The organism is Chryseotalea sp. WA131a, from assembly GCA_025370075.1.
In the GTDB taxonomy this organism is placed as follows: domain Bacteria; phylum Bacteroidota; class Bacteroidia; order Cytophagales; family Cyclobacteriaceae; genus ELB16-189.
Genome location: CP073016.1, coordinates 248,932 through 271,995, shown reverse-complemented (window position 1 = coordinate 271,995; position 23,064 = coordinate 248,932). Strand labels below are relative to the sequence as shown.

27 protein-coding genes are annotated in these 23,064 nt (G+C 38.8%); 25 read left to right on the top strand and 2 right to left on the bottom strand.

Annotation, left to right across the window (positions count from 1 at the left end):
• Positions 1-310: 310 nt before the first annotated feature.
• Positions 311-793 (top strand): hypothetical protein, encoded by a 483-nt coding sequence (locus KA713_01260; GenBank protein UXE67262.1) that lies wholly within the window; start codon positions 311-313, stop codon positions 791-793.
• Here the strand turns inward: KA713_01260 and KA713_01255 are convergent.
• The gene (locus tag KA713_01255) at positions 711-1,070 is read right to left on the bottom strand and encodes a hypothetical protein (protein ID UXE67261.1); all 360 of its coding nucleotides are present in this window, start codon (positions 1,068-1,070) and stop codon (positions 711-713) included. The genes KA713_01260 and KA713_01255 overlap by 83 nt on opposite strands.
• Positions 1,071-1,164: 94 nt before the next feature.
• Here KA713_01255 and KA713_01250 point away from each other — a divergent pair, with 94 nt between their 5' ends.
• The 24 genes from KA713_01250 to KA713_01135 all read left to right on the top strand — a co-directional run bounded on the left by KA713_01250 (position 1,165) and on the right by KA713_01135 (position 22,001).
• On the top strand, positions 1,165-1,620 hold the full coding sequence (locus KA713_01250) for a hypothetical protein (GenBank protein ID UXE67260.1): 456 nt from the start codon (positions 1,165-1,167) through the stop codon (positions 1,618-1,620).
• Between the two features lie 237 nt (positions 1,621-1,857).
• Positions 1,858-2,541, top strand: coding sequence for a hypothetical protein (locus KA713_01245; protein ID UXE67259.1), 684 nt, complete (start codon positions 1,858-1,860; stop codon positions 2,539-2,541).
• A 788-nt stretch (positions 2,542-3,329) separates the two neighbouring features.
• Positions 3,330-3,821, top strand: coding sequence for a hypothetical protein (locus KA713_01240; protein ID UXE67258.1), 492 nt, complete (start codon positions 3,330-3,332; stop codon positions 3,819-3,821).
• Between the two features lie 170 nt (positions 3,822-3,991).
• On the top strand, positions 3,992-4,672 hold the full coding sequence (locus KA713_01235) for a hypothetical protein (protein UXE67257.1): 681 nt from the start codon (positions 3,992-3,994) through the stop codon (positions 4,670-4,672).
• Between the two features lie 181 nt (positions 4,673-4,853).
• Positions 4,854-5,498, top strand: a complete 645-nt coding sequence (locus tag KA713_01230; protein UXE67256.1) for a VOC family protein — start codon at positions 4,854-4,856, stop codon at positions 5,496-5,498.
• 416 nt (positions 5,499-5,914) lie between these two features.
• On the top strand, positions 5,915-6,493 hold the full coding sequence (locus KA713_01225) for a hypothetical protein (protein UXE67255.1): 579 nt from the start codon (positions 5,915-5,917) through the stop codon (positions 6,491-6,493).
• A 678-nt stretch (positions 6,494-7,171) separates the two neighbouring features.
• The gene (locus tag KA713_01220; protein ID UXE67254.1) at positions 7,172-7,525 is read left to right on the top strand and encodes a hypothetical protein; all 354 of its coding nucleotides are present in this window, start codon (positions 7,172-7,174) and stop codon (positions 7,523-7,525) included.
• A gap of 255 nt (positions 7,526-7,780) precedes the next feature.
• Positions 7,781-8,779: an alpha/beta hydrolase fold domain-containing protein gene (locus KA713_01215; GenBank protein UXE67253.1), complete on the top strand. Its 999-nt coding sequence runs from the start codon at positions 7,781-7,783 to the stop codon at positions 8,777-8,779.
• 184 nt (positions 8,780-8,963) lie between these two features.
• Positions 8,964-9,590 (top strand): DMP19 family protein, encoded by a 627-nt coding sequence (locus KA713_01210; GenBank protein UXE68991.1) that lies wholly within the window; start codon positions 8,964-8,966, stop codon positions 9,588-9,590.
• Between the two features lie 174 nt (positions 9,591-9,764).
• Positions 9,765-10,670: an energy transducer TonB gene (locus KA713_01205; protein ID UXE67252.1), complete on the top strand. Its 906-nt coding sequence runs from the start codon at positions 9,765-9,767 to the stop codon at positions 10,668-10,670.
• Positions 10,671-10,854: 184 nt separating this feature from the next.
• Positions 10,855-11,367 (top strand): hypothetical protein, encoded by a 513-nt coding sequence (locus KA713_01200; protein UXE67251.1) that lies wholly within the window; start codon positions 10,855-10,857, stop codon positions 11,365-11,367.
• Positions 11,368-11,589: 222 nt separating this feature from the next.
• Positions 11,590-12,357: a hypothetical protein gene (locus KA713_01195; protein ID UXE67250.1), complete on the top strand. Its 768-nt coding sequence runs from the start codon at positions 11,590-11,592 to the stop codon at positions 12,355-12,357.
• 777 nt (positions 12,358-13,134) lie between these two features.
• Positions 13,135-13,734 (top strand): hypothetical protein, encoded by a 600-nt coding sequence (locus KA713_01190; GenBank protein ID UXE67249.1) that lies wholly within the window; start codon positions 13,135-13,137, stop codon positions 13,732-13,734.
• A gap of 200 nt (positions 13,735-13,934) precedes the next feature.
• Entirely contained in the window at positions 13,935-14,606 is a 672-nt protein-coding gene (locus KA713_01185; GenBank protein ID UXE67248.1) for a hypothetical protein, read from the top strand.
• A 176-nt stretch (positions 14,607-14,782) separates the two neighbouring features.
• Positions 14,783-15,226, top strand: coding sequence for a hypothetical protein (locus KA713_01180; GenBank protein ID UXE67247.1), 444 nt, complete (start codon positions 14,783-14,785; stop codon positions 15,224-15,226).
• A 174-nt stretch (positions 15,227-15,400) separates the two neighbouring features.
• A complete protein-coding gene (locus tag KA713_01175) occupies positions 15,401-15,775 on the top strand; it encodes a hypothetical protein (protein ID UXE67246.1) in 375 nt (124 codons plus the stop codon).
• 142 nt (positions 15,776-15,917) lie between these two features.
• Positions 15,918-16,226, top strand: coding sequence for a hypothetical protein (locus KA713_01170; protein UXE67245.1), 309 nt, complete (start codon positions 15,918-15,920; stop codon positions 16,224-16,226).
• 244 nt (positions 16,227-16,470) lie between these two features.
• Positions 16,471-17,049, top strand: a complete 579-nt coding sequence (locus KA713_01165) for a hypothetical protein (protein ID UXE67244.1) — start codon at positions 16,471-16,473, stop codon at positions 17,047-17,049.
• 229 nt (positions 17,050-17,278) lie between these two features.
• The gene (locus tag KA713_01160; GenBank protein UXE67243.1) at positions 17,279-17,821 is read left to right on the top strand and encodes a hypothetical protein; all 543 of its coding nucleotides are present in this window, start codon (positions 17,279-17,281) and stop codon (positions 17,819-17,821) included.
• Between the two features lie 230 nt (positions 17,822-18,051).
• Positions 18,052-18,519 carry an HIT domain-containing protein gene (locus KA713_01155; GenBank protein UXE67242.1) on the top strand — a complete coding sequence of 156 codons (468 nt, stop codon included), beginning with the start codon at positions 18,052-18,054 and terminating at the stop codon, positions 18,517-18,519.
• Between the two features lie 684 nt (positions 18,520-19,203).
• Positions 19,204-19,806, top strand: a complete 603-nt coding sequence (locus KA713_01150) for an isoprenylcysteine carboxylmethyltransferase family protein (protein UXE67241.1) — start codon at positions 19,204-19,206, stop codon at positions 19,804-19,806.
• Between the two features lie 195 nt (positions 19,807-20,001).
• Entirely contained in the window at positions 20,002-20,442 is a 441-nt protein-coding gene (locus tag KA713_01145; GenBank protein UXE67240.1) for a hypothetical protein, read from the top strand.
• A gap of 174 nt (positions 20,443-20,616) precedes the next feature.
• Positions 20,617-21,030 (top strand): hypothetical protein, encoded by a 414-nt coding sequence (locus KA713_01140; GenBank protein ID UXE67239.1) that lies wholly within the window; start codon positions 20,617-20,619, stop codon positions 21,028-21,030.
• A gap of 494 nt (positions 21,031-21,524) precedes the next feature.
• On the top strand, positions 21,525-22,001 hold the full coding sequence (locus KA713_01135; GenBank protein UXE67238.1) for a DNA starvation/stationary phase protection protein: 477 nt from the start codon (positions 21,525-21,527) through the stop codon (positions 21,999-22,001).
• A gap of 34 nt (positions 22,002-22,035) precedes the next feature.
• Here KA713_01135 and KA713_01130 read toward each other — a convergent pair whose 3' ends face one another.
• A complete protein-coding gene (locus tag KA713_01130) occupies positions 22,036-22,446 on the bottom strand; it encodes a hypothetical protein (protein ID UXE67237.1) in 411 nt (136 codons plus the stop codon).
• Between the last annotated feature and the right edge of the window lie 618 nt (positions 22,447-23,064).

The following is a 23,064-nucleotide window of genomic DNA, read 5'->3' as shown; positions in this document are numbered from 1 at the left end:
TGACGTGTTTATTTGAAGTTTAGTTTTTATATTTCGTTCCGGCACGTGGGACAGTTATGCGCTTCGAAAGCCGCAGCCGTCATAAACACTTGTCGTTATGGGTAATGCCGCCTGACTGCCCGCAGAGTTGCCTTGCCCCCGCGGACGGACACGTGCCAACGCACATGCAAGGCAAGCCAGCGCACGGGGACAGACCAGCGCGCATTGGCACATTTGCTTGCCGCGCAAATGCCACGCGACACCAAAGCAAGCAAAAGAGCCAACCTTTGCAGACGCACAAGAAAGACTATTAAAAAAGTAAATAAAAAATATGGAAATTCTTATCATCATAAACATTTTGACCTCGCTAATAGGCAGTAGTTGGTTAATTTATATGGTTAGACACCAACGACAAATCATCAAAGACCAATCAGAAAAACTAAATGAATTAGAAAAATACACGACACTTTTTAAGCAGTTAACGCAGATAATCGAGCCTAACAATGTTTTAAAATTATTGGAAACAAAAAAGAAGTTAATGGAACAAGAAAACGAAGCCTTTAGAAGACGTCTAATTTTAGATACAAATAATAAATTAGGAAAGGAATGGGGTGCTGTTCTTGAGCGACAAATAATTCCAAAATATAATGACATCATTAAAGAATATGGTGACTTCATCCTTTTCTACTTACAAAACGCTGACTTTAAAAGTGAAGATGAAAAAAATGGTTTTATAAGAATGACTTTTCCGAAAAGTTCTGACTTGCTGCTTGATTTCCTTGGCCAAGGAAAGAATCCAGCTCAAACTGAATAGTCCGACCTTTCAAAAAAAAGTATTCTTCAATTGAATAAAATCCGTATTCGACAACCCAGCCAAATTCATTATCATAATCATCCTTATTGACAAATTCATAAACTTTTTTCCATTGTTTTTCAGGCTTCGAATCCGCACCAATGGCATGGCCGCGCTTTCCACCTCGCTGACCAACGCCAAGCCATCCGTGCTTAATTTTGTGCAAGGCGGCACTAACCCATAACACCATGTTTGCGCAATGGCTGGGTGAATCGGTAATCATAGTTTTGTTTTTCATAGTTTGTTTTTATTTCGTTCGACAATTATTTACTTTTAATCCAGCCACTGACGCAAACATTTGTCGTTGGGCGCAAGCCGTTAAGGACAGACAAGTGATAAACGATTTAGAGAAACATATAACCTTTGACAAGCCGCACATTTACTGGCGTTTTGACGACAAGTTAGACGTCCTAAACAAAATCAAAGTCATTGACGAAGCAGCAGCGAGTTTAATTTGGGACAGACTTAATACGGGCAATTTTATTACGGACTACGCACTTAACAAGGACAGGTTCGATACTTTTGAAACAATAGAGTTTGCCGACAATTACGACTCGGTAACTAAAAGATTGAAAGAATTAGCGCAAACAAATGACAACATTGTGTTGACTTGGTTTTCAGCGCAACATACTCTTTTAATCGACTTGAAAACATTTACAGACAATTGGGACGACTTCTTTTATCCTTCATCGGACGACCTTGTTGTTATTCATAAGAACTGGGACTGGATAATTTATATTGCTCACTTTGAATCATTTCAGATTGGACAAGGAATAAAGACCAAGTGATAATGGCCAGCGCCCAACAAAAGCTTATTGCAAGCGGGCGGGACTGTGCGTCATTGAAGTTTGTGGTTCTTTATTTATCTTTATCTCGTTGGACAGGGCGTAGGTTTTAATTGCCCGCCAGCAATAAGCTAAACGTTGGCGGCAACTGGCGCGCACAGCAAAAAGAGAGCGTTAAACTGAAAGAATTAGCTTCGTGACGTAAAATTGAAAGGGTTAACAACCATTTGACAATAATGTGTGTCTAACGACAAAAAAGAAATAATGAAAAGATTACGTGTATTCTTCATATTCGCAACCATAGGATTTACACTATTAATCTCATGTGAAAAAGATGAACCGAAATCAAAAATTAGATTATGCGCAGACAATGGAAATTTCTACTATTCGGGAGGAGGGAAAATATATCTTGGAAAACAATCATTGTCCGAGATTTATATTGTGTTTAAACAAGAAGAAGTAACAAAAGGGTTAGCAGATTCTATATTGAGTAAATATCCCTTCATAACCAATAGCACCAAAGCAGGTAACAATAACTACCATGAAATTTGGGGAAGAATCAATGAAACCTTGACTGACTGCACTCAAGTCAATGATTACTTAAAAGAATTAAACAAAGACGATGAAATATTTTCAGCTACCCCAATATTTTACACAAATGAGAACGACCCAAATTCATATTTTGTTGTTTTAAGTGAAGTTCTAACAAAGCATGACGAGAATATTGTTTCGGAATCTGACTTTAAAGATTATGCCGAGACAAAGAATCTGGAATTGATTAATGCAAAGTATTCTACTCAATATTTTAAAGTTAAAAATGTTGCGACAGGTTTTGAGTCTATAGAAATCGCTCAACAAATTTATGAAAGTGGACAAGCAGAATATTCTCACCCAAATTTTATAGTAAAGATTGAACTGCATTAAATGGCTTTGCGGACATATCTCAACATGTAAGTAAATTCAATTTCGCAGACAGACAAGAAATATTTCGAGAAAAACTTCGTTACAAGTTTATTCACAGTGGACAAGTTTCGACTTCGTAGACGATGTTGAAAATCAATGCCAGCAGCCGCCAACAAAATGTTTCTTCAATGGTGCGGTGAAGTGTCATCCAAAGTTTATATCTTCGTTCAACGCTTGGTGTCGGGGACAGGACGCGGCTTCGGAAGCGCACCACTGCAGAAACACAAACGTTATGGCCAATTTGCGGGACGAGTGCTCCTCCAGAATTTCGGTGCCGCCAAATTAATAGACGACTGACTTCTGCTCGCTAACAATTCATAAACATTACGCGGACTTTTCTTCAAACGACTGACCGGAAATCTAAAAATCAAAGCCGCACTTGTTTAAACTTTTTTCTTTGTGGACTTTTTTTGCTCGTTAACGACCCGACTCCGAAACATTTACAATCGGTCGACCCATTCTCGCGCGACAACTCTTAACGACACTTTCTGGCGGACGACCAAACTCTTTCGCTGGACGAATTGCTCGCGAGACTTCTCGGTGGACGATATTTTCTTTTGCTAGGGCCGATATTAAAACCTAAGCTCGGTTGCAAACTGGCCATAACACTAGCTTGCAGAAAAGCGGGCGGAGTGTGCGTTAGGAAAGTTCAGTGCGTTTCATTTATTTTATCACGTGGGAGAAGGCGTAGGTTTTTAATTGCCCGCCTTCTGCAAGCCTAACCGTTGGCGGGCATTGTAAAAATGAAGATGAAACTATTAATCTTAGGACTGCTATTTGGACAGATCGTCAATGGACAGACAGGTCAGGGCTACATCGACTACGAAAAAGCTAAAATGATATTCCCTCAATATGCTGCTGGACAAAGAGAAGTTGGTGAACGAACAAAGCAATTAAATGACACTCTTGCCTCTCTAGCTTACGATATAAAAAAATATTTTGATGGTGATTACCCTCAGACCTTAATGTCCGACTCAAGTTTCAAGAGGAAGTTAGAGGACAAAGTAAATGAATTTCAAAAGAAGATCGGAGATTTTCAAGATTACGCAAAAAGAGAAATAGAGAGGACGAGGGAGAATACCGAAATAAATCTCAAACTCGTTATCATGAAAGAATTAAAACAATTCTCCTACGACAATCATTTGGTTTGCGCGCCTGACAAGAAATCAATACTTTATTGTGACGACTGTAAAGACTTCACGGAGGCCTTTATTCAATATTATAAAAGGAAAAGGAGGTAACAACGACCCGCCAACAACAAGTTTGCGCAAGGCGGGGCGGACGTGTGGCTTGCAAAGTCGGTGGTTATTTAGTTCTTTTATCATGTGGGAGAGAACGCAGGTTTTAAATTCCCGCCCTGCGCAAACTTTAGCGTTATGTGCTATAACCGACCACCTATAAAATAAAGAGTATGAAATATCTACGTGTTGCTGCAGTAAGCCTTCTTTTAACCAGCTGTGGTGGACAAACAAATAATGATTCAAAAAATACGGCTGACACAATTCAGCAGGACAGTTCAAATATCAATGCGGGTGGTAGCTTAAAATACGATGATTCCAGAGAAGATTTGAAGTACAAGTTAAATGATACTTTAGAAATTTCAAAATCTTTTTACTTCTCTGAAAACAAAACAAAGGACATTTTCCAGCTCACAATTTATCCTGGTTTAATTAACAACTCAAAATCCGATTTTAAAATCATTACTAGTGAAGGTGTTGTGATTTATGAGCAAGTTTTTGATTCATTTTATTTTACTCGAGGAGTTTTTGTGCCGGATTCTGTTCCTACTGCTGAGCAAGGTTCATATGATCAGTATCTAAAAAAATATAAAATGTCATTGACTCAAAAGCAGTATGATCGACATATAAAAAAGAGAATTGATCATTTTTTCGATGGGACTTTTGTGACGAAAGAAGTTTTAGAACAACTTAACGGATGGGATGACGTGGACAAAACTGTATTGAAAGAAATATTGTCTGACACGACAATAGTAGTAGCGGACATCGCTTGTTACGACTGTGATGAAGGCGGCTCTATGATCTATTTTTCGCGGACAAAGAAAAAAATTGAGACTCTTGTTAGCCATGACTAAAGACAAGAAGTTACAGCACATAACAAAAGCTTGTGGCAAGCGTGCGGGACTGTGCGTCATTGAAGTTTGCAGTTCTTTATTTATCTTTATCACATTGGATAGGGCGAAGGTTTTAACTGCCCGCCTTCCACAAGCCAAACGTTGTGCACAATTTTTTATTGACGAGTAGACTTAACTATAAATGGACATTGACCACATTTTTATATTCACAGACGACAACGGCAAAATTGCTGACAAACTTGTAGAGTTTGGACTCGTTGAGGGCAGCAATAGAGTTCACGTGGGACAAGGAACTACAAATAGAAAGTTTTACTTTGACAATTTCTTCCTGGAAATACTTTGGGTTCACAACGAGCAAGAAATAAAAAGTGACTTAGTTAAACCTATTGGACTTTGGCAACGCGCTGACTATAAAAGAAACCAGTTTTCACCGTACGGACTTTGCATCGTAAAAAGTGACGACAATAACGGACTGTTTGAAAATTCATTTGAATATCAGCCGGACTATTTTCCAAACGGTATGACAATTGAAATTCTTAGAAATGAGAATCAACCTCAGCTACCATGGACTTTTAGACTGCCGTTTAAGGGACAAAAGAAAAACGAAAAAGAACCAAAAAATCATAAGAACGGAATAAAGAGATTGACGAAAGTGAATTTCAATTACAAAAACTCGCAGACAGACAAGTATCTTAACTTTTTTAGCGAAGAATCAAATATTGACTTTACTGTTTCAGAGGACTATGGAATGACGCTTACATTTGACAATAACAAACAAGGACACAGAGAGTATTTTGCGGGCTTAAAATTAACAATCGAGTATTAAAAAACTGTGCACAACAATAAGTTTGCGCAAGGCGGGGCGGACGTGTGACTTGTAAGGTTCGCGTTTTTTTAGTTCATTTATCTTGCGGACAGGGCGCGGGTTTTAATTCCCGCCCTGACGCAAACTTTAGCGTTGTGGCCAATGCTAAAGAGCGACTGAGTTATCATATGAGAAACGGACTATTTATCATTCTGAGTTTATTTTTTCTGGACGTCTTCGGACAAAATATTGACCCGTTCAAAGAGCGAAATGACAGGGTAAAGCAAAATAGAATCAATCAAGGAGTAAGGATTGTAAGAATGTATGTATATCCTGTTGATTACAAAGGGAAAGTAAGTAAAAAGGGACAGTTAAGAAGTGAGGAGATTTATAATAAAAAAGGTAAATCGGTTAAGAGTAGTACATATTTCCCAAACATGACAATCATAAACGAAACTGAGTACAATGACAAAGGGTTGGAAACGAAAATGACAAGTAAAAATGGTTCTGGACAAATTCGTCAGACTCTGATGTATGAATATGACGACAACGGCAAATTAATAAAAGTTAAGTATTACGACACAAACGGAAAACTATCCTCAATTAAAGACATTCAGGACAAACCAACTAACGATGGAACTACTAGTTTTAATGACAAGGGGGAAGTAACTGCCAAGACAGAATCTCAATACGATTCGGTGGCTCGTACTTATACATCAGTTTTATTGTCGCCATCTGGAGACTTAAAGTATCAAAATAAGTATTGGTTTAATGAAACCAATCAAATAGTTGAGTGGTCAGTGATAGACAATGTCCAGAACAAACGTTTTGTGACGAAGTATAAATATGATGAAAGAGGAAATGAAATTGAGGAACACAGGTTTTCTATCGATGGACAACCGACTCAAAAGTTTATAACCTCGTATAATGACAAAAATCTCAGAGTAGAGAATATTTGGTATGAACCGTATGACAATATGAAACAAATCTCCAAATACGAGTATGAGTACTACTAGCACTGGCCACAACAAAATGTTTGCGCAATGGTGCGTTGACGTGTAGCCCAAAGTTTATATCTTCGTTCCACGTTTGGTGTCGGGGACAGGACGCGGCTTCGAAACCGCACCACTGCGCAAACACACACGTTATGGCCAATTTGCGGGACGAGGGTGCGTCCCCAATTTCGCTGACGACTAATTAGTAGACGACTTACTTCTGCTCGTTGACAATTCATAAACATTACGCGGACTTTTCTTCAAACGACTGACCGGAAATTTAAAAATCAAAGCCGCACTTGTTTAAACTTTTCTCTTTGTGGACTTTTTTTGCTCGTTAACGACTCGACTCGGAAAAATTTGCAATCGGACGACACGTTCGCGCGCGACAACTCTTAACGACACTTTCTGGCGGACGACCAAATTCTTTCGCTGGACGACTTGTTCGCAAAACTTATCGGTGGATATTTTTCCTTTTGCACGGTCGAAACTAAAACCTTCAGCTCGGTTGCAAACTGGCCATAACACAGGCTTGCAGAAAAGCGGGCGGACTGTGCGTTAGGAAAGTTCAGTGCGTTTCATTTATTTTATCACGTGGGAGAAGGCGCAGGTTTTCAATTGCCCGCCTTCTGCAAGCCTAATCGTTAGCTGCAACCCAAATAGACACGAGAAGACATAAAATTAATAAGACAAAATATTATGACAGGACACATATTCTTTTATTTAGGACTTTCACTTTTGACAATGCACGAAATGGACGCAATTCGTTGCCGAGAATGGCGAATTTTTCCAGGACTTTCAATGCTCAGTGACAAACTTGGACACATAATATTTGTTTTCGCACATATTCCTTTATTCTACTTTATATTTTGGCAGCTGACACACAGCCAAGACATAGAAGCGTTTATAAAGGGGTTTAATATTTTTATGATTGTGCATTTAGGGCTTCATATTTTGTTTCTTAAACACAAAAACAATGAGTTTAAAGATTGGATTTCTTGGACAATTATAATTGGTGCAGGCTTATGTGGACTGCTTGACTTAATCGTTTAGGATGACAATCAAAAATCTATATTCCATAGCATCTTATAATTAGACAGCAATAATGTAACGACAGAACTCAAAAAACCAAAGGACAGAATGGGCAGCAGCTAACAGCACCTACCCAAAAGGCGGGGTTTCGTGTTCCAAAGACAGTTTTGTGGTTAATGAAACATTAGTTTTTCAAATCAAGTTTTGTGGTAAAAGTCCCGCCCTTCGGGTAGCTGCAAAACGTTATGCGTCATATTACAAAACAACTAGTAGACAATGAAAAAACTTATTTACATACTTTGCCTTTTGACATATTTTTCAGCTTTTGGGCAAACTAAGACAGCACAAGACTTTGGCTTTAAACATCTTGTTTACAAATACAAAACAGATAACGTTGATGTTTTAATCAAATCTAAAAAAGGGGAAGAAAACATTCCTAAACCACTCTTCTTTTTTTGTCAGGGCAGTTTGCCAATACCGTTAATATTGTTCCAAGGAAAGGATGTTTATGGCACTTTCCCGTTTAACCCAGACAGCCTATCTAATAAATATCATTTGGTTATTGTTAGTAAACCATACATACCACTCATAGCAGATGTAACATTTCTGAAACCTGATTTCACTTATGCTGACAGTACTGGCAAATTCCCAAAAGATTACAGTGACAGAAATTTATTGAGCTATTACGTTCCGAGAAACATTGCAATCGTAAAATATTTACAACAGCAGACTTGGGTATCAACGAAACAACTTGTTATTGCAGGCCACTCAGAAGGTAGTACAATTGCGACAAAAATGGCAATTGAGTTAAAAAATGTAACACATTTAATTTATTCAGGTGGTAATCCAATGGGTAGAATATTGTCTATCATTGAACAGAATAGAGCATACGAAACAGACACAGACAGCACAAAATATGGAGAAGACAACATAAACTATTGGGCGGACATTGTGGCAAACAAAAATGATATGAGTAGTTTACAAGGCGACACTTACAAAGGCACTTATGAATTTTCTGAACCAATGATTACTTATTTGGAAAAATTGAAAATTCCTGTTTTAGTTACTTATGGCACAAAGGATTGGAGTTCGCCATATAACGACTTTTTGCGAGTGGACATAATCCGACAAAACAAACGGAATTTTACCTTTAAAGCATACATTGGCACAGAACACAACTTTTTCCCATTGACAGAAGACAATAAACCAGATTATAATATATTCAATTGGGACAAAGTAGCAAACGATTGGCTAAAATGGTTAAACGAAAAATAAATACGAACGCATAACACGGGTTTTGCGTCAGGCGGGGTGACGTGCAAACTTGAAACTTTGTGCTTCTATTCAAGTTCAGTGCAGGTTGACAGTTTTGTGCTCCGAAACCCGCCCGAACGCAAAGCCCGAAAACGTTAGCGGTCAGGCTAAAAGACCACAACCAATGAAAAGACGAATTATAATTATGGGACTTATAACGACAATCTTGGACTTGTTTGGCTGTTCGGGACAGACAAAGAAAGATGACCGTAAATTATCCAAAGCGGACGAAGACCAACTTGCCAAATCAATTGACGCATTTAAGAACAGACCGATTTATAGAGAATTGACTGGACAGGTTATTGACACAACATCGGACGATAACTTGCTCCAGATAGTGTTTGACAATCTTTCTGAAAAGCAAACGGACAACTATGAAAAAGAATTTGAAGCAGTAATGTCTTGGAACAAATCAAGACAAGCTATTTATATGATTTGGTTATTAGAAGCAGAAGTTAATAATGGTGGATACAACCAATTTTACTTTAATTCCAGCGGACAGTTTTACAAATACTTGCCAGATGCTTTGAGACTTATTGGAGCTAATAAATTTGCTGACCTGACCGAAAGAGCAAACAAGACCTTTGAAAAGGAGAATGATAAAATAACAAAGCACCAAGATGGAACAATTGAAGGATTCAGTAAATCTTATGAAGACAATCCGCTAAACGACTTTGACACGGAATTTTACGAATTGTATAAGACGGAAAACTTGCAACGACTTCAAGTGGACTTCATCAGGAAAAACAGAAATCAATTTGTAGACAAGTGAGACGGTAAGCCCGAACCGCTAACAAAAGCTTGTGGCAAGTGGGCGGGACCGTGCGTCATTGAAGTTTGCAGTTCTTTAATTATCTTTATCACGGTGGAAAGGGTGAAGGTTTTTATTTGCCCACCTGCCACAAGCTAACCGTTGGCGCCAATGCTTTTAAGACAAAGTGAGACAATGAATAAAATAAAACTTACGACACTAATTCTAATTTTAACAACTGGGACAATATTCGGACAGGGGGACTTATGTTTCGAGAAAGTTACTGGGACATATTGGCCAATAAAAGTTGGGACAAAGATTAAGTATTTCTCTCGTGGAGAATCATACATATCATATTTTAATGGAGACAGTTTAAAAGCGGGTGACAAGTATTATTTAAAAGAGATTGAAGAGTATGCCAGCGGAAAGACTAAAACGAGTTACTGGAGAGAAGAAAACGGAGTTATTTATTTCTATGACGCTGAAAAAAAAACGGAGTCAATCGAACTAGTAAATAATCTGACTCCTGGGACAACTTGGGAGAAATACGACAAGACGTGGAAATACACAATAATAGACACTGTAAGTTTCTTAGCGACACCTTTTTGTGAGTTTAAAAACTTATTGCAAGTAAAAGCCGAACCTCAAAATGAAATTAAAGATAAGATGTCTTCGTACTATAACTTATTTTACAAACGAGGAGTTGGAATGGTCGGAATGAATGTGAATGGAGAGCTATTTTTATTTGCTAGACCAAACAAAGAAATAAAAGAAAAAAACTTTGTGGCATACGGTTGCGAAAATATTTCTTCAAATCAAGAACAAGAAAAATGTACACATTCTAAGATTTCGGAATTCTTTAGTAAAGAATATAAAGCTCCAAGAAAGAAGGACTTTAAGACAGGCAGAATTGTACTCAATATCGTTATTGGAAAAGACGGTCTCGTGGACGACATAAAAGTAATTGAGACAATTGAGGGAGCAAAGAACCAAGAGGACGAAGTCATTAGAGTATTGAAAAGGTTGCCGAAAATGATACCTGCTCAAGTTGACGATGGACAACCAATCAGGAGTCAATTCACGTTTCCAATAAAGTTTTGACAGTGGACGAAAGCACTGGCGCCAACACTGTGCTTATGCAATAGCGGGGTGACGTGTTGGCAAGTTCGTTTTGTTTTCTTAAATTTATTTGTGCTTGTGGGACAAGGCGCAGTTTCAAAATCCCGCTACTGGCATAAGCATTTATCGTTGGCGGTAATACCTCGACAGAGAAAACATAGGACAAATGAAATTTATTCTTCGACTTAAACACTGGCAATTATTTTTGTTGACGATTGGAGTACCAATCTTGGCTGACATCTTAGGTGTTTCTGGACACGGACAAACTGGGTACGCTGACGTAATAGTAGGAATGATAACTGTTTCGACAGTGTTTAGCTGGATTTGGACAATTCCAAATGGACTCTATAAGCTATTGCCCGTTGGACACAACTTCCGACTTTGGAGATTTAGAGTTGCATTTCTATTGGCGCTGACACTCTTAATTTTTATTTTCTGGTTAACAGAAAATGAAAATTTTTTGAGTGGTGACGACTTTTTAATCTTAGTATTCACCGGAGTTCCAATCTATTTGGGACTAATGGTTTATTCTGTGTTATTCGCAGCTAAGACACTTAAAACAATTGAATTGGGACGACTTGCAAAGATTAACGAATATGCCGTAGAGGCATTTCTAATATGGATGGTTCCACTTGGAGTTTGGTTCATTCAACCAAGACTCAACGAACTGGCAGATTAGTAAACAGTCAGAGATGGTACTACCGCCAACAAAATGTTTGCGCAATGGTGGGGTGACGTGCAAGCTATAAGTGTTATCTTCGTTCAACGTTTGCCCACGCGGACAGTGGCGGCTTCGAAAGCCCACCACTGCGCAAACACAAACGTTGCCAGCAATGCGCTGGCTTCGTGGACAGGTTTGTTGTTGAGTAAAAACTTTAAACTAACGAAGTAAAAGCAAGGAATGACATTGATATATATTCTAGTTGGAGGTATCAGTTTAATTGGATTGTTATTGCTAATCCTTAAAATTAGGTACAAAACCAAATTAAAGCCAGTAAAGGAGGCATTCGAAAGACTTTCAATAAATGAAAGAATGGAGGTTTTCAAATTGATATCAACGTATACAGACAAACCTCACACTGGAGCAATCTTAGCCCCAATTGGCGTGACAGAGGAGCGAGATTTATTTATTACAGTTCCAGAAGAACTAGATAATAAGTGGAGAAGAAAAACATTTAAGATTGCTTTTAGTAAAGATCCAAAAAACCCCGACATCGAAATAAAGATTGTTGACTATCAAAATGATTATTCAGTTCTAGGTAAGACAAAATTTATTCCGGTATTGATTCCTAGAGTTATTACAAAAAGTGGTAAAATAAATAACACTTGGTCGGCTAGAAATCTGCTTGGAAGAAACAAAGAATTAAAAAAATTGATAAAGTCGTTTATTGCGGACAGACATGCAGACTTACTGACCTCAATCTTAGTCAACGAACCTACTCTGACAAATTATTATGAGCCTTTATTTCAAATAAGAATCGGTGACGGATTGCAATGGATTCAATCCAGAGAATTTGTAAAATGTGACATTTGTAAAAAGGACATGAAGTACATATTCAATCTACCTGGAGAATACTCAGAAAAAAAAGGCTATGGGGAATTTATTTATTATGTTTTTGGGTGTAAAACCCATCTCGATTCTATCAAATATACAATGCAAGCATTCTAAAAAAGCAAGTGGTGTTAGGGATGAGTGAGTCACGTGAGAGTCTTTAAAGTTTGACGAAGCCAGACAGGCAATACTGGCAGAGACGACAACTGACTGACTTTTCAATTTTCAAGTAAGCGCACTGCTGGCAACAATGTATTTGCGTCAAGCGGGGTTGACGCGTAATCCAACGTTTTCGTATCTTTAATGCGTTCGGTGTCGGGGACAGCACGTGGCTTCGGAAGCCCCGCTCGAACGCAAATACTCACGTTATGGCCAATTTGCGGGACGAGTGTGCGTCCCCAATTTCGCTGACCACAAATTAGTAGACGACTGACTTTCTGCTCGCTGACAATTCATAAACATTGCGCGGACTTTGCTTCAAACTACTTACTGAAAATTTAAGAAAAGACGCTTTTTTAAGACGTTTTCCTTGGGACACTTTAGCTCGTTGACGACTCGTGTCGGAAAAATTTGCAATCGGACGACCCATTCTCGCGCGACAACTATTGACGACACTTTCTGGCGGACGACAAAACTCTTTCGCTGGACGACTTGCTCGCAAAGCTTCTCGGTTGACATTTTTTCTTTTGCACGGTCGACATTAAAACCCTAAGCTCGGTTGCAAACTGGCCATAACACAGGCTTGCAGAAAAGCGGGCGGAGTGTGCGTTAGGAAAGTTCAGTGCGTTTCATTTATTTTATCACGTGGGAGAAGGCGCAGGTTTTTAATTGCCCGCCTTCTGCAAGCCTAACCGTTGTGGCTCATTTTCCGGACGACTAAGACAAGACGATTATATGAGAAATATTTGGCTGACATCTATCTTAATCTTTGGATCGTTTATAGTTATGGCGGACTCATGGGCTCCACCAAAAACGAAAGATTATTACAATGAGGACAGGACGTACTTTGTAAGAATTGTACCGAGGACTGTACCAGAGAAATTCTGGAAATGGATGAATGCAAAGCCACGACAGAAAGACCGTTTTAGCCCGGCTGACGCTACAATTATTCCTTGTCATGCAATCATGTACAAAAAGACAAAAAACGGGGATAGCTTAGTGTGGAAGAAAAAATTAATAAATCAAACGGCTCCTGTAAGTGCGTTTGTTTCAAATAACGCAGGATACCTTGTGACATTTGACAATTGGCACTCAATGGGATATGGAGTTGACGTAATGGTATATTATGATAATCAAGGAGACTTAATAAAACGACATATGCTTGAGGACATATCACCATTTCCAATCAATACTTATTCAATGAGTGTATCTTCCATTTGGTGGCGGTGCGACACAAAATTCTTGGACAACAATAGACTTGAAATTTGCTTCAAAGACGACAAAGAGACTATTATAAGAAAAACATATAATTTGGACAAAAAGGGATTGGAATGAAAACGAGCCACAACAATGTATTTGCGTCAAGCGGGGTTGACGCGTAATCCAACGTTTTCGTATCTTTAATGCGTTCGGTGCCGGGGACAAGGCGTGGCTTCGAAAGCCCCGCTCGAACGCAAATACTCACGTTGGCCGCAATGCCACCGGACAATTTCGACAACTGATTAAAAATGAAATTGAGACAATTTATATTGATAATGACACTACTGACTTGGTTGACTTCGTGTTTCAAAAAACAAAACGAGCAAACGAATCAAGTAACAGCCGACAAACCAATCTCATTTGGATACAAATGTATTTGGTTGACTGTGAAAGCAAATGACCCAAAAGAAGTTGCGGACTTTATAAATCTAAAAAATCAGCAACCAACTAACTGGACTCAAGGAATTGACGGAGCATATACGGATAAGATTTTTGTTTCTCCATCGGTTGACAGTCTAATCTTTGTGGTTGGACTAAGTTTGCCCGGACTGGACACAGAAGACAATATTATAGCAGCGACAAAGCTACTTAACGAGTTGAGTTCCAAATTCGGTCACGCAGACTATTTTGTGACACATCGAGTAGTTGAACTTCATGGTTGGATGAAGTCAATTGAAGGACAAACAAAACGAGCTTACAGTTATCTTGGAGAAAGTGGTGAGAATTTAATTGTTACAGGTGAACCGACAGAGTTTGAAAAACAATTTGACCTTGTAGACACTTTTTCCGAAGCAGCAAAGCAGGCCGACTACTTTGAAAAAGAAGGACTAATAATACCCAACGAAGAACTCGTAATGAAAATAGCGGAGAACTGGGGAATAAATCCAACAACCTTAGACCAGCGTAAGGACTTAAAAGAAGGACTCGGAATAATTGGTGTACGTTAAGGGCACATGCGGCCAACAATATATTTGCGCCAGGCGGGGTTGACGTGTAGCACAAAGTTTTGTTATCTTTATTCCGTTTGGTGCTGGGGACAATACGCAGTTTCAAATTCCCGCCCGATCGCAAATATTTACGTTGGGCGTCATGCTTATTTAACATTCAGACTAACGGACAGACAATGACATTTGAGTATTCTGACGCATGGTTACTTGAAGCAATTAAGTTTTCAGAAAAAGGTGACAAAGGTTCTACTTTGACCGACATCATTCAAGCTGCGGACTACATCAACCATTCAATCATGACAAATTCAGAATTTGTAACTGGGACAACGAAGCTAAAACGCATCGGACTCATAATTGAAGAAGATAAGAGACTTCGGACAACTGAAAAATTCAATGAATGGTGGACAGAAAAGTACGGACAGAAAAGCAAAATCAGCGTTCTGAAAGCAATGGAGGAAATTGAAAAATATTTAAATAAAAATTTTGGGAACGTTGACGAATCAACGACAGAAATAAAAACGGAAATCACAGACGCAGACTTGGACAAATCAACAAAGGACTATCTTGCAATGGCTGACGAAATTATAACCAAACTAACGACTAAAAAGAAAAAGAGATGAGTGAAGCACGAACGCCCAACAAAATGTTTATGCCAGCTTGGGGTTCAGTGTTGCTATCAAGTTTTGTTTTCTTAATTTCGTTCAGCAACGTGGGACAGTGACGCGCTTCGAAAACCCAATCCGTCATAAACATAAACGTTAGCGGCAATTTATTTCGGACAGACCGGAGAACTAATGAAACTAGATTTTATTGAACGACTTGGCTACTATTTCTTTTTGTCCGTAGGACTAATTGCGATTCCATATTTGACCCTAGCCACTTTATCCGACATCCTAGACATTGGACCAGACGACATCTTTTTTCTTTCAATTCTATTGGGTTTGACAATAGCTAATAACATTTTTTCACGGCTGACAGTTGGACAATTTTCAATAAGAAATGTTCTGACTTCAATTTTTGTGTCTTTAGTAGGTTTGACATTTTTTCAATTGACAATAAAAAAACTTACTGACGGCAACTTCAGTATTGGTGGTTTGAGCATGATATTGACGACATTAATTTGTTGGGAGATTGTATTTTTTGTTCAGAGAAAAATAAACAGCCGCTAACAATGTATTTGCGTCAAGCGGGGTTGACGCGTAATTCAACGTTTTCGTATCTTTATTGCGTTCGGTGTCGGGGACAGGACGCGGCTTCGGAAGCCCCGCTCGAACGCAAATACTCACGTTGGCAGCAATATTATTTTGGACAATGAGGACCTCGAACCACAGACAAATAAAAAACTTAAAAAAAACATGGCCCGCGACAGCTATTATATTGACACTTTTTGTAGTGGTCGCCTGTAGCAGGACTGAAAATAAAATCTCGCCAGCTGACATCAAGGGGACTTGGTACCTTAACGAGTGGACGACCTATCATACTCTAACATTTGACGACACAACAGTTTCCGTAGACAATAACGTTGATACGGTTTTTACTTTAGATTATGTCATCAAGGACAATTCGCTTGTGACAGTGACTCAGTACGGAAATAAAATGATGGTCAATAAAATTGATTAGTTAACGGTTGACAGTTTAGTGCTTGACGGGGTACACGATGTAAAAGAGAAAAGAAAATATTCTCGGACGAAAAGGGATTGGGTTAAATAATACAGCTGCCAACAAAAGCTTGTGGCAAGCGGGCGGGACTGTGCGTTATTGAAGTTTGCAGTTCTTTATTTATCTTTATCACGGTGGACAGGGCTAAGGTTTTTATTTGCCCGCCTGCCACAAGCCAAACGTTGGCAGCAAGCCGAAAAAAGATATGGACCCAATATTAGTATTGCCTTTTTCTGAGAACATGGTCGTTAACGAATTGGAGAAAAAGTTTCCAAAGAAAGACGGCTATTCTATTCTTATTCCTTCGACTAGACAACAAAAGGGATTTGACCTCGTAGTCTTCAATAAAAAGACAAATAAGTGCCTGACTATCCAAATAAAAGGTTCAAGGACTTATAACCCGACACTACCCAAACGAAAGTCAAAAAAAGAGAAATTCAAAAACTACACGTGGTTCAACAAATTCAGTATTCAGAAAGGACTTGCAGACTACTATATTTTATTCGGACTTTTCATCACAAACCCGACAAATGAAATTGAATCAAAAAGAATTAAACAGACGGACTGGTACGACCACATTTTACTAGTTTTTTCAGAAAACGAAATGATACGCTTTTTAGGTGGACTGAAACAAAAACGCGAGGACAAGTCTGACACTAGTTTTAGTTTTGGGTTCAATGACAAGAAGAGAGTAATTCAGACGAGAGGTTCACGAGAACCCATCGACTTCTCGGACAAGATATTTAGTAACCGCATAACGGACTTAAAAGATAAGTTGAAGTAACGGCCAGCTGCCAACAAAATGTTTCTTCAATGGTGCGGTGACGTGTAGCCCAAAGTTTATATCTTCGTCCAATGTTTTTGTGTCGGGGACAGGACGCGGCTTCGGAAGCGCACCACTGAAGAAACACAAACGTTGTGGGCCATTTTTTTTCGATTAACGGGACTACTATTGACAAGATAAAAATTAGCTATCGGACTTTGGAAAGACTACGTTTTGGACTGATGATACTATGAGACTATTTACGCTTTTTATTGTCGGACTAATTGCTTTGGGTTGTAAATCAAGTAATGACGATTTCGACCCGTTTGACAAGGACTTTAAGTTTCATAACAAAATGAACGTGGCTGAATGTGATACAATATGGGACACTTGTGGCTATTGGACGTTCGAGCACGACAACAAAAATGGGCTTAAGACATTTTATGGGTTTTTATTAGAAGACGTAGTAGGCAAAGGCTTCTCATTAGATGTAGATAGAATCAACTCGACAGAGTGCGACTCGTTATTTTATCGTAAGGACTTTGATAATATTATGAAAGAATTATTTATGCAAAATCCAATCGACATCGAAAAAATAAGGCCACGACTGCTTGGACTAGGTGTCATAAACATTAAAATAGTTTCGGACACATTAGTTCCGTACAAAATAGAAATTACCAATTCAGAGAATAAGATTTTCACGGCTTGGTTACGAGGTGACTGTGACTGGCAAGGGCAAGTAATACGACATATTGACTTCACAAACTTAAAGGACGAATTAACGAACGAATAGTACCACTGCGGCCATCTGGCAAATATTTGGACTTCCAGTAAAAATTCGGGTGTAAAAAACGGCCCACAACAATGTATTTGCGTCAAGCGGGGTTGACGCGTAATCCAACGTTTTCGTATCTTTAGTGCGTTCGGTGTCGGGGACAAGGCGTGGCTTCGGAAGCCCCGCTCGAACGCAAATACTCACGTTGGTGGCAAGGCAAAATAGTTTAACGCTTAACAGAGAGAACATTGAAAATTCTTAAAAGCTATCCTAAGACATTCATCGGAATTGTTTTCCTTGTTGGACTTTGTATAGGACAGTTGAAGCCAATCGACTGGATGTATTGGAAAATAGCAGAAAATGAAATACCGAAAATCAAAAGGAAATCCTTGATTGAACAAAGTCCATTCCTTTTAATTCCCAAAGACCAATGGATTTTAGAATCCAAACTTGCATTCGTTGTTGACTGTGACGAAAAAGAAGCCCCTCTACATTTTCTAATTATACCCAAACAACGTTTTCAAAATATAACCGAGGTGGACGAACAAACATTGAAAGAAATGTTTCAATTAATGAATGAGACAGTTGAGAAATATGCGTTTAAAGACAAAGGATTTAGAATTGTAATAAATACAAATCCTTTAGGCGCCCAGACTGTTTATCATTTACATATTCACATTTTATCAGGGCGACAATTAAGATGGCCGCCAGGATAGTAAATCAGAACGGCCCAGCCACCAACAATATATTTGCGCCAGGCGGGTTTGACGTGTGGTTCAAAGTTTTGTTATCTTTATTCCGTTTGGTGTCGTGGACAGGAAGCAGTTTCAAAATCCCGCCCGATCGCAAATATTCACGTTATGGCCAATTTGCGGGACGAGTGCTCCTCCATAATTTCGGTGACGACAAATTAGTAGACGACTGACTTTTGCTCGCTGACAATTCATAGACATTGCGCGGACTTTGCTTCAAACGACTGACGGAAAATTTGAAAAAATCAAAGATGCCTTTTTGAACTTTTTTCTTGGGGACACTTTTGCTCGTTGACTACTCTTCTCTGAAGCATTTGCAATCGGACGACCCATTCTCGCGCGACAATTCTTAAAGAAACTTTCTGGCGGACGACCAAAACTCTTGCGCTGGACGACTTGCTCGCGAGACTTCTCGGTGGACATTTTCTCTTTTGCACGGCCGACATTAAAACCCTAGGCTCGGTTGCAAACTGGCCATAACACAGGCTTGCAGAAAAGCGGGCGGAACGTGCGTTAGGAAAGTTCAGTGCGTTTCATTTATTTTATCACGTGGGAGAAGGCGCAGGTTTTTAATTGCCCGCCTTCTGCAAGCCTAAACGTTGGCAGTAATGCTGTGACCGACACCGTAAACATTGACCGACAGACAAAATGAATGAAATCCTAAGAATATTTTTACCGACATATTTTATTGTTTACTTCGGAATTGCATTTGTTGCAAAAAGTGTAATTGTTGCGAAACGAATCGGAAAAAATCCACTTGTCTTACCGAAAGACGACAGTGCATACGGACTAATTGGCTCTTACTTTAAACTGACAATGATTTTTATGTTCATTTATGTTTTAGTGTTTGCTTTTATACCGACACTTTACGGTAATTTTTTACCAATTCAACAGCTTGAAACATCGACAATCAAATATGTGGGACTTGGACTTTTAGCGTTTGCTCTCATTTGGACAATTATCGCACAAGGACATATGAAAAACTCTTGGAGAATTGGAATAGACACTGAAACTATGACTGAACTTATTACGACAGGACTTTTTAGACATTCACGAAACCCAATTTTTTTTGGAATGATAATTAGTTTAGTCGGACTTTTCCTAACGACACCAAACGCATTGACAGGACTTTTTTTGATTTTAGGCTATGTACTTATTCAAATACAAATCAGGCTTGAAGAGGAATTCTTGACAGGACAACACGGACAAAAATATACAGACTATAAACAAAACGTAAGACGACTAATTTAAAAACCAACAGTGGACAGGAAAGCACTACTGCCAACAATATATTTGCGCCAGGCGGGGTTTACGTGTAGTTCAAAGTTTTGTTATCTTTATTCCGCTTCGTGTTGGGGACAGGACGCAGTTCCAAATTCCCGCCCGATCGCAAATATTAGCGTTGTAGCCAATGCGCCCCGGACAATTTAGACCTTTGAAATATATATGATGAACCTTAGTAGAGATTATTATACAACGTTGGACTTTAATGAACTTAAAGACGGACTAAAAAGAAAAGTCGGGACTAATTACAAACTGGGTCTTATTGACAACCAAAAAATTAGTCTTTATTGTCTAAAGGACAGTTATACTAAAATCAGCTTGGACAGAGTACCGACTTGTAAGATTGAAATAAAAAATGAAAAACAAGAAGACGGACGAATACGAATTAAATTCGCCATCACAGAGTTTTCGTTAATCATCGTAGGACTGATTCCAGTAATCTACATCTTGACACTCTACTTTGCAAAAGCACCAACAACGCTTTACACCGTATCGGGGGTATTATATGTAATACTGTATTCCAGTTTAGTTTTTATTTTGAGAGATCAATCTGAAAAATTCGAGACTGACCTTAAGGGACTTGAGAACGGAATAATAAATTAGCGTAAGGGCGCACTGGCTACAACAATGTATTTGCGTCAAGCGGGGTTGACGCGTAATCCAACGTTTTCGTATCTTTATTGCGTTCGGTGTCGGGGACAGGACGCGGCTTCGCAAGCCCGCTCGAACGCAAATACTCACGTTGTGGGCAAGCTGGCGTGACAACTTCGACAACTAATGACTGACGAACAAATAAACGAACTCGCAGACAACTTGGACTCTGGACTAAGGTGTTTCGTTCACAAGGAGAAAAAAACAATTGTGACGACTCCTGATATTATAAACAATCCCGACAGCGACTCAGAATGGTGGGACGAGGCAAATGAAGAAATCGAAAACAATTTTGACAGCTATGTAGAAATTGAGAAAATGGACAGCCATAAATCATTTCGACTAATGGAAAAATTTATAAACACGGTCGACAACGTACCGCTGCGTGACAGACTTGAAGAGGCATTGAGACGACCAAAACCATTTGCAAACTTTAAATTTGACATTGATAACTCTGGCCCCTACCGACAGAAATGGTTTGACTTTAAAAAACAACAGATGATTGAATGGGTTCGGGGACAGGTAATCGTAGCAAATTGAATTGACTTGGTAATGAATGACAGAACACTAACAATAATTATCGCTTCGTTGACAATTGTACTTGGTGGACTAATACTAATTGTAAGATTTAGAAATAGACCAGTGAAAAACGAATCAGGGAATCCATCAGCAAGAGCAGCACGTGGAGAAATTGTAGTACTAGCAATTGTTATGATAATCGGTGGACTGGCTGTTCTATTAAGAGAGCTGTAGTGAAGCCAGCCAGCCCACAACAATGTATTTGCGTCAAGCGGGGTTGACGCGTAATCCAACGTTTTCGTATCTTTATTGCGTTCGGTGTCGGGGACAGGACGTGGCTTCGAAAGCCCCGCTCGAACGCAAATACTCACGTTACCGCCAATACCCCCCGGCTAGCATCCGCTTAATAAGATATAGAAAACGAATTCTGACACTTGAAACAAGATAGTTTAATTTTTAATGTGACAAATGTTACTGTCAAAGTGATTAAAAGTCAGTAACTTCATAAAAAAAGCATGAAAAATCTAAACGCAATTGGACTTGATAAAATTAAATCAGAACAGATAGCAGTCAAACTAAACGAATTGTTAGCGAACTATTCCATGTTTTATCAAAACACCAGAGGATATCATTGGAATATAAAAGGTGAAAAGTTTTTCGAACTGCACATTAAGTTCGAAGAACTTTATAATGACTTGCTTTTAAAAATTGATGAAATAGCTGAAAGAATTTTAACACTAGGGCATTCGCCTAATCACAAATATTCTGAATACACGAGAGTATCAAAAATTACTGAAAGTATCCATGTATCGGACGGAACAAAAGCCATTGAAGATATTTTGAATTCATTTAAAATAATTATTACTCTTCAAAGAGAATTACTCAATTTGTCTTCCGAGGCAGATGATGACGGGACAAATGCATTAATGAGCGACTATTTGAGAGCACAAGAAAAAATGGTGTGGATGTACTCCGCAGTACTAAACAAATGACTTTTACATAGAATTTAACAAATTCATACTGAAACTATTCAGAATCTGAGGAATAGAAATAGACAATAGCTCCAAAAATACCTGCAATAAACTTATCTAGGACAGAGAAAAAGAACGCTAACTCATAGTCTGCGGGCACAATAGCATAGAAAGTTAATTCTATGACTGCTCCTGTGACAATCAATGCCAGTATTTTTTTAAAAGTATTAACCTTTATTTTCCTTATCAGAACAAAAACAACAACCGTGTAGACAAAAAAACCAATAATCTGGAAAACATAAAACCCTCGATTGATCATGTAGTCAGAGGTAAAAACAAATCCAACTTCGGGATTATTATTAGCATAATATTTTAAATATATAAATTGTGTTAAAACCAATAATAACTCGGTTAACACCCCATATGTAATCGCCCTTGCGTAGGTAAAGTCACTATTAGTTTTCATATAATTCACTGTTTGCATAAATTAGGTCATATCTTAACATTGCCTAAGTTAGACGATTTACTGACACTAAAAAATGACGATTATCATGTATTATTGGCTAACCTTCAATTAGGAGGATTCATGAAGAAAAAGGTAAATACTGACAGACAAATAATTTGATTTGAGACAAAGGGGTACTGGCGGTAACAAAATGTTTGCGCAATGGTGGGGTGACGTGTAAGCTATAAGTGTTATCTTCGTTAAACGTTTGCCCACGCGGACAGTGGCGGCTTCGAAAGCCCACCACTGCGCAAACACAAACGTTACCAGCAAGCGTAGGACGACCGACACGACCACCAACAGACGACCTTAATTCGACAGACAATTTCGCTGTTCCTTGACACAAACCGACCTGACTTTTCCGACACTCAAGCCGAGCCAAAAGGTTTTAAAAAAATTTCCCACCGCACATTTTAAAAAATAATTTTATGCCTCCCCACATTGGCACATTTGGGGTTTGCCCCACCGCACAAGCCGACACAAAAGCAAACCCCAAAAGAGCCAATTTTGCCGACCCGCCTGACATTGGTAATCTGTTGAAAACTTTGAACACTTTTTTAGAGCATTTTCAGAATTCAT

Excerpts from the sequence above, each read along its gene's own strand:
- KA713_01260 (UXE67262.1), top strand. The coding sequence starts at position 311 with ATGGAAATTCTTATCATCATAAACATTTTGACCTCGCTAATAGGCAGT.
- KA713_01255 (UXE67261.1), bottom strand. The coding sequence starts at position 1,070 with ATGAAAAACAAAACTATGATTACCGATTCACCCAGCCATTGCGCAAAC.
- KA713_01240 (UXE67258.1), top strand. The coding sequence starts at position 3,330 with ATGAAACTATTAATCTTAGGACTGCTATTTGGACAGATCGTCAATGGA.
- KA713_01235 (UXE67257.1), top strand. The coding sequence starts at position 3,992 with ATGAAATATCTACGTGTTGCTGCAGTAAGCCTTCTTTTAACCAGCTGT.
- KA713_01230 (UXE67256.1), top strand. The coding sequence starts at position 4,854 with ATGGACATTGACCACATTTTTATATTCACAGACGACAACGGCAAAATT.
- KA713_01225 (UXE67255.1), top strand. The coding sequence starts at position 5,915 with ATGACAATCATAAACGAAACTGAGTACAATGACAAAGGGTTGGAAACG.
- KA713_01220 (UXE67254.1), top strand. The coding sequence starts at position 7,172 with ATGACAGGACACATATTCTTTTATTTAGGACTTTCACTTTTGACAATG.
- KA713_01215 (UXE67253.1), top strand. The coding sequence starts at position 7,781 with ATGAAAAAACTTATTTACATACTTTGCCTTTTGACATATTTTTCAGCT.
- KA713_01210 (UXE68991.1), top strand. The coding sequence starts at position 8,964 with ATGGGACTTATAACGACAATCTTGGACTTGTTTGGCTGTTCGGGACAG.
- KA713_01205 (UXE67252.1), top strand. The coding sequence starts at position 9,765 with ATGAATAAAATAAAACTTACGACACTAATTCTAATTTTAACAACTGGG.
- KA713_01200 (UXE67251.1), top strand. The coding sequence starts at position 10,855 with ATGAAATTTATTCTTCGACTTAAACACTGGCAATTATTTTTGTTGACG.
- KA713_01195 (UXE67250.1), top strand. The coding sequence starts at position 11,590 with ATGACATTGATATATATTCTAGTTGGAGGTATCAGTTTAATTGGATTG.
- KA713_01190 (UXE67249.1), top strand. The coding sequence starts at position 13,135 with ATGAGAAATATTTGGCTGACATCTATCTTAATCTTTGGATCGTTTATA.
- KA713_01185 (UXE67248.1), top strand. The coding sequence starts at position 13,935 with ATGACACTACTGACTTGGTTGACTTCGTGTTTCAAAAAACAAAACGAG.
- KA713_01180 (UXE67247.1), top strand. The coding sequence starts at position 14,783 with ATGACATTTGAGTATTCTGACGCATGGTTACTTGAAGCAATTAAGTTT.
- KA713_01175 (UXE67246.1), top strand. The coding sequence starts at position 15,401 with ATGAAACTAGATTTTATTGAACGACTTGGCTACTATTTCTTTTTGTCC.
- KA713_01170 (UXE67245.1), top strand. The coding sequence starts at position 15,918 with ATGAGGACCTCGAACCACAGACAAATAAAAAACTTAAAAAAAACATGG.
- KA713_01165 (UXE67244.1), top strand. The coding sequence starts at position 16,471 with ATGGACCCAATATTAGTATTGCCTTTTTCTGAGAACATGGTCGTTAAC.
- KA713_01160 (UXE67243.1), top strand. The coding sequence starts at position 17,279 with ATGAGACTATTTACGCTTTTTATTGTCGGACTAATTGCTTTGGGTTGT.
- KA713_01150 (UXE67241.1), top strand. The coding sequence starts at position 19,204 with ATGAATGAAATCCTAAGAATATTTTTACCGACATATTTTATTGTTTAC.
- KA713_01145 (UXE67240.1), top strand. The coding sequence starts at position 20,002 with ATGATGAACCTTAGTAGAGATTATTATACAACGTTGGACTTTAATGAA.
- KA713_01140 (UXE67239.1), top strand. The coding sequence starts at position 20,617 with ATGACTGACGAACAAATAAACGAACTCGCAGACAACTTGGACTCTGGA.
- KA713_01135 (UXE67238.1), top strand. The coding sequence starts at position 21,525 with ATGAAAAATCTAAACGCAATTGGACTTGATAAAATTAAATCAGAACAG.
- KA713_01130 (UXE67237.1), bottom strand. The coding sequence starts at position 22,446 with ATGAAAACTAATAGTGACTTTACCTACGCAAGGGCGATTACATATGGG.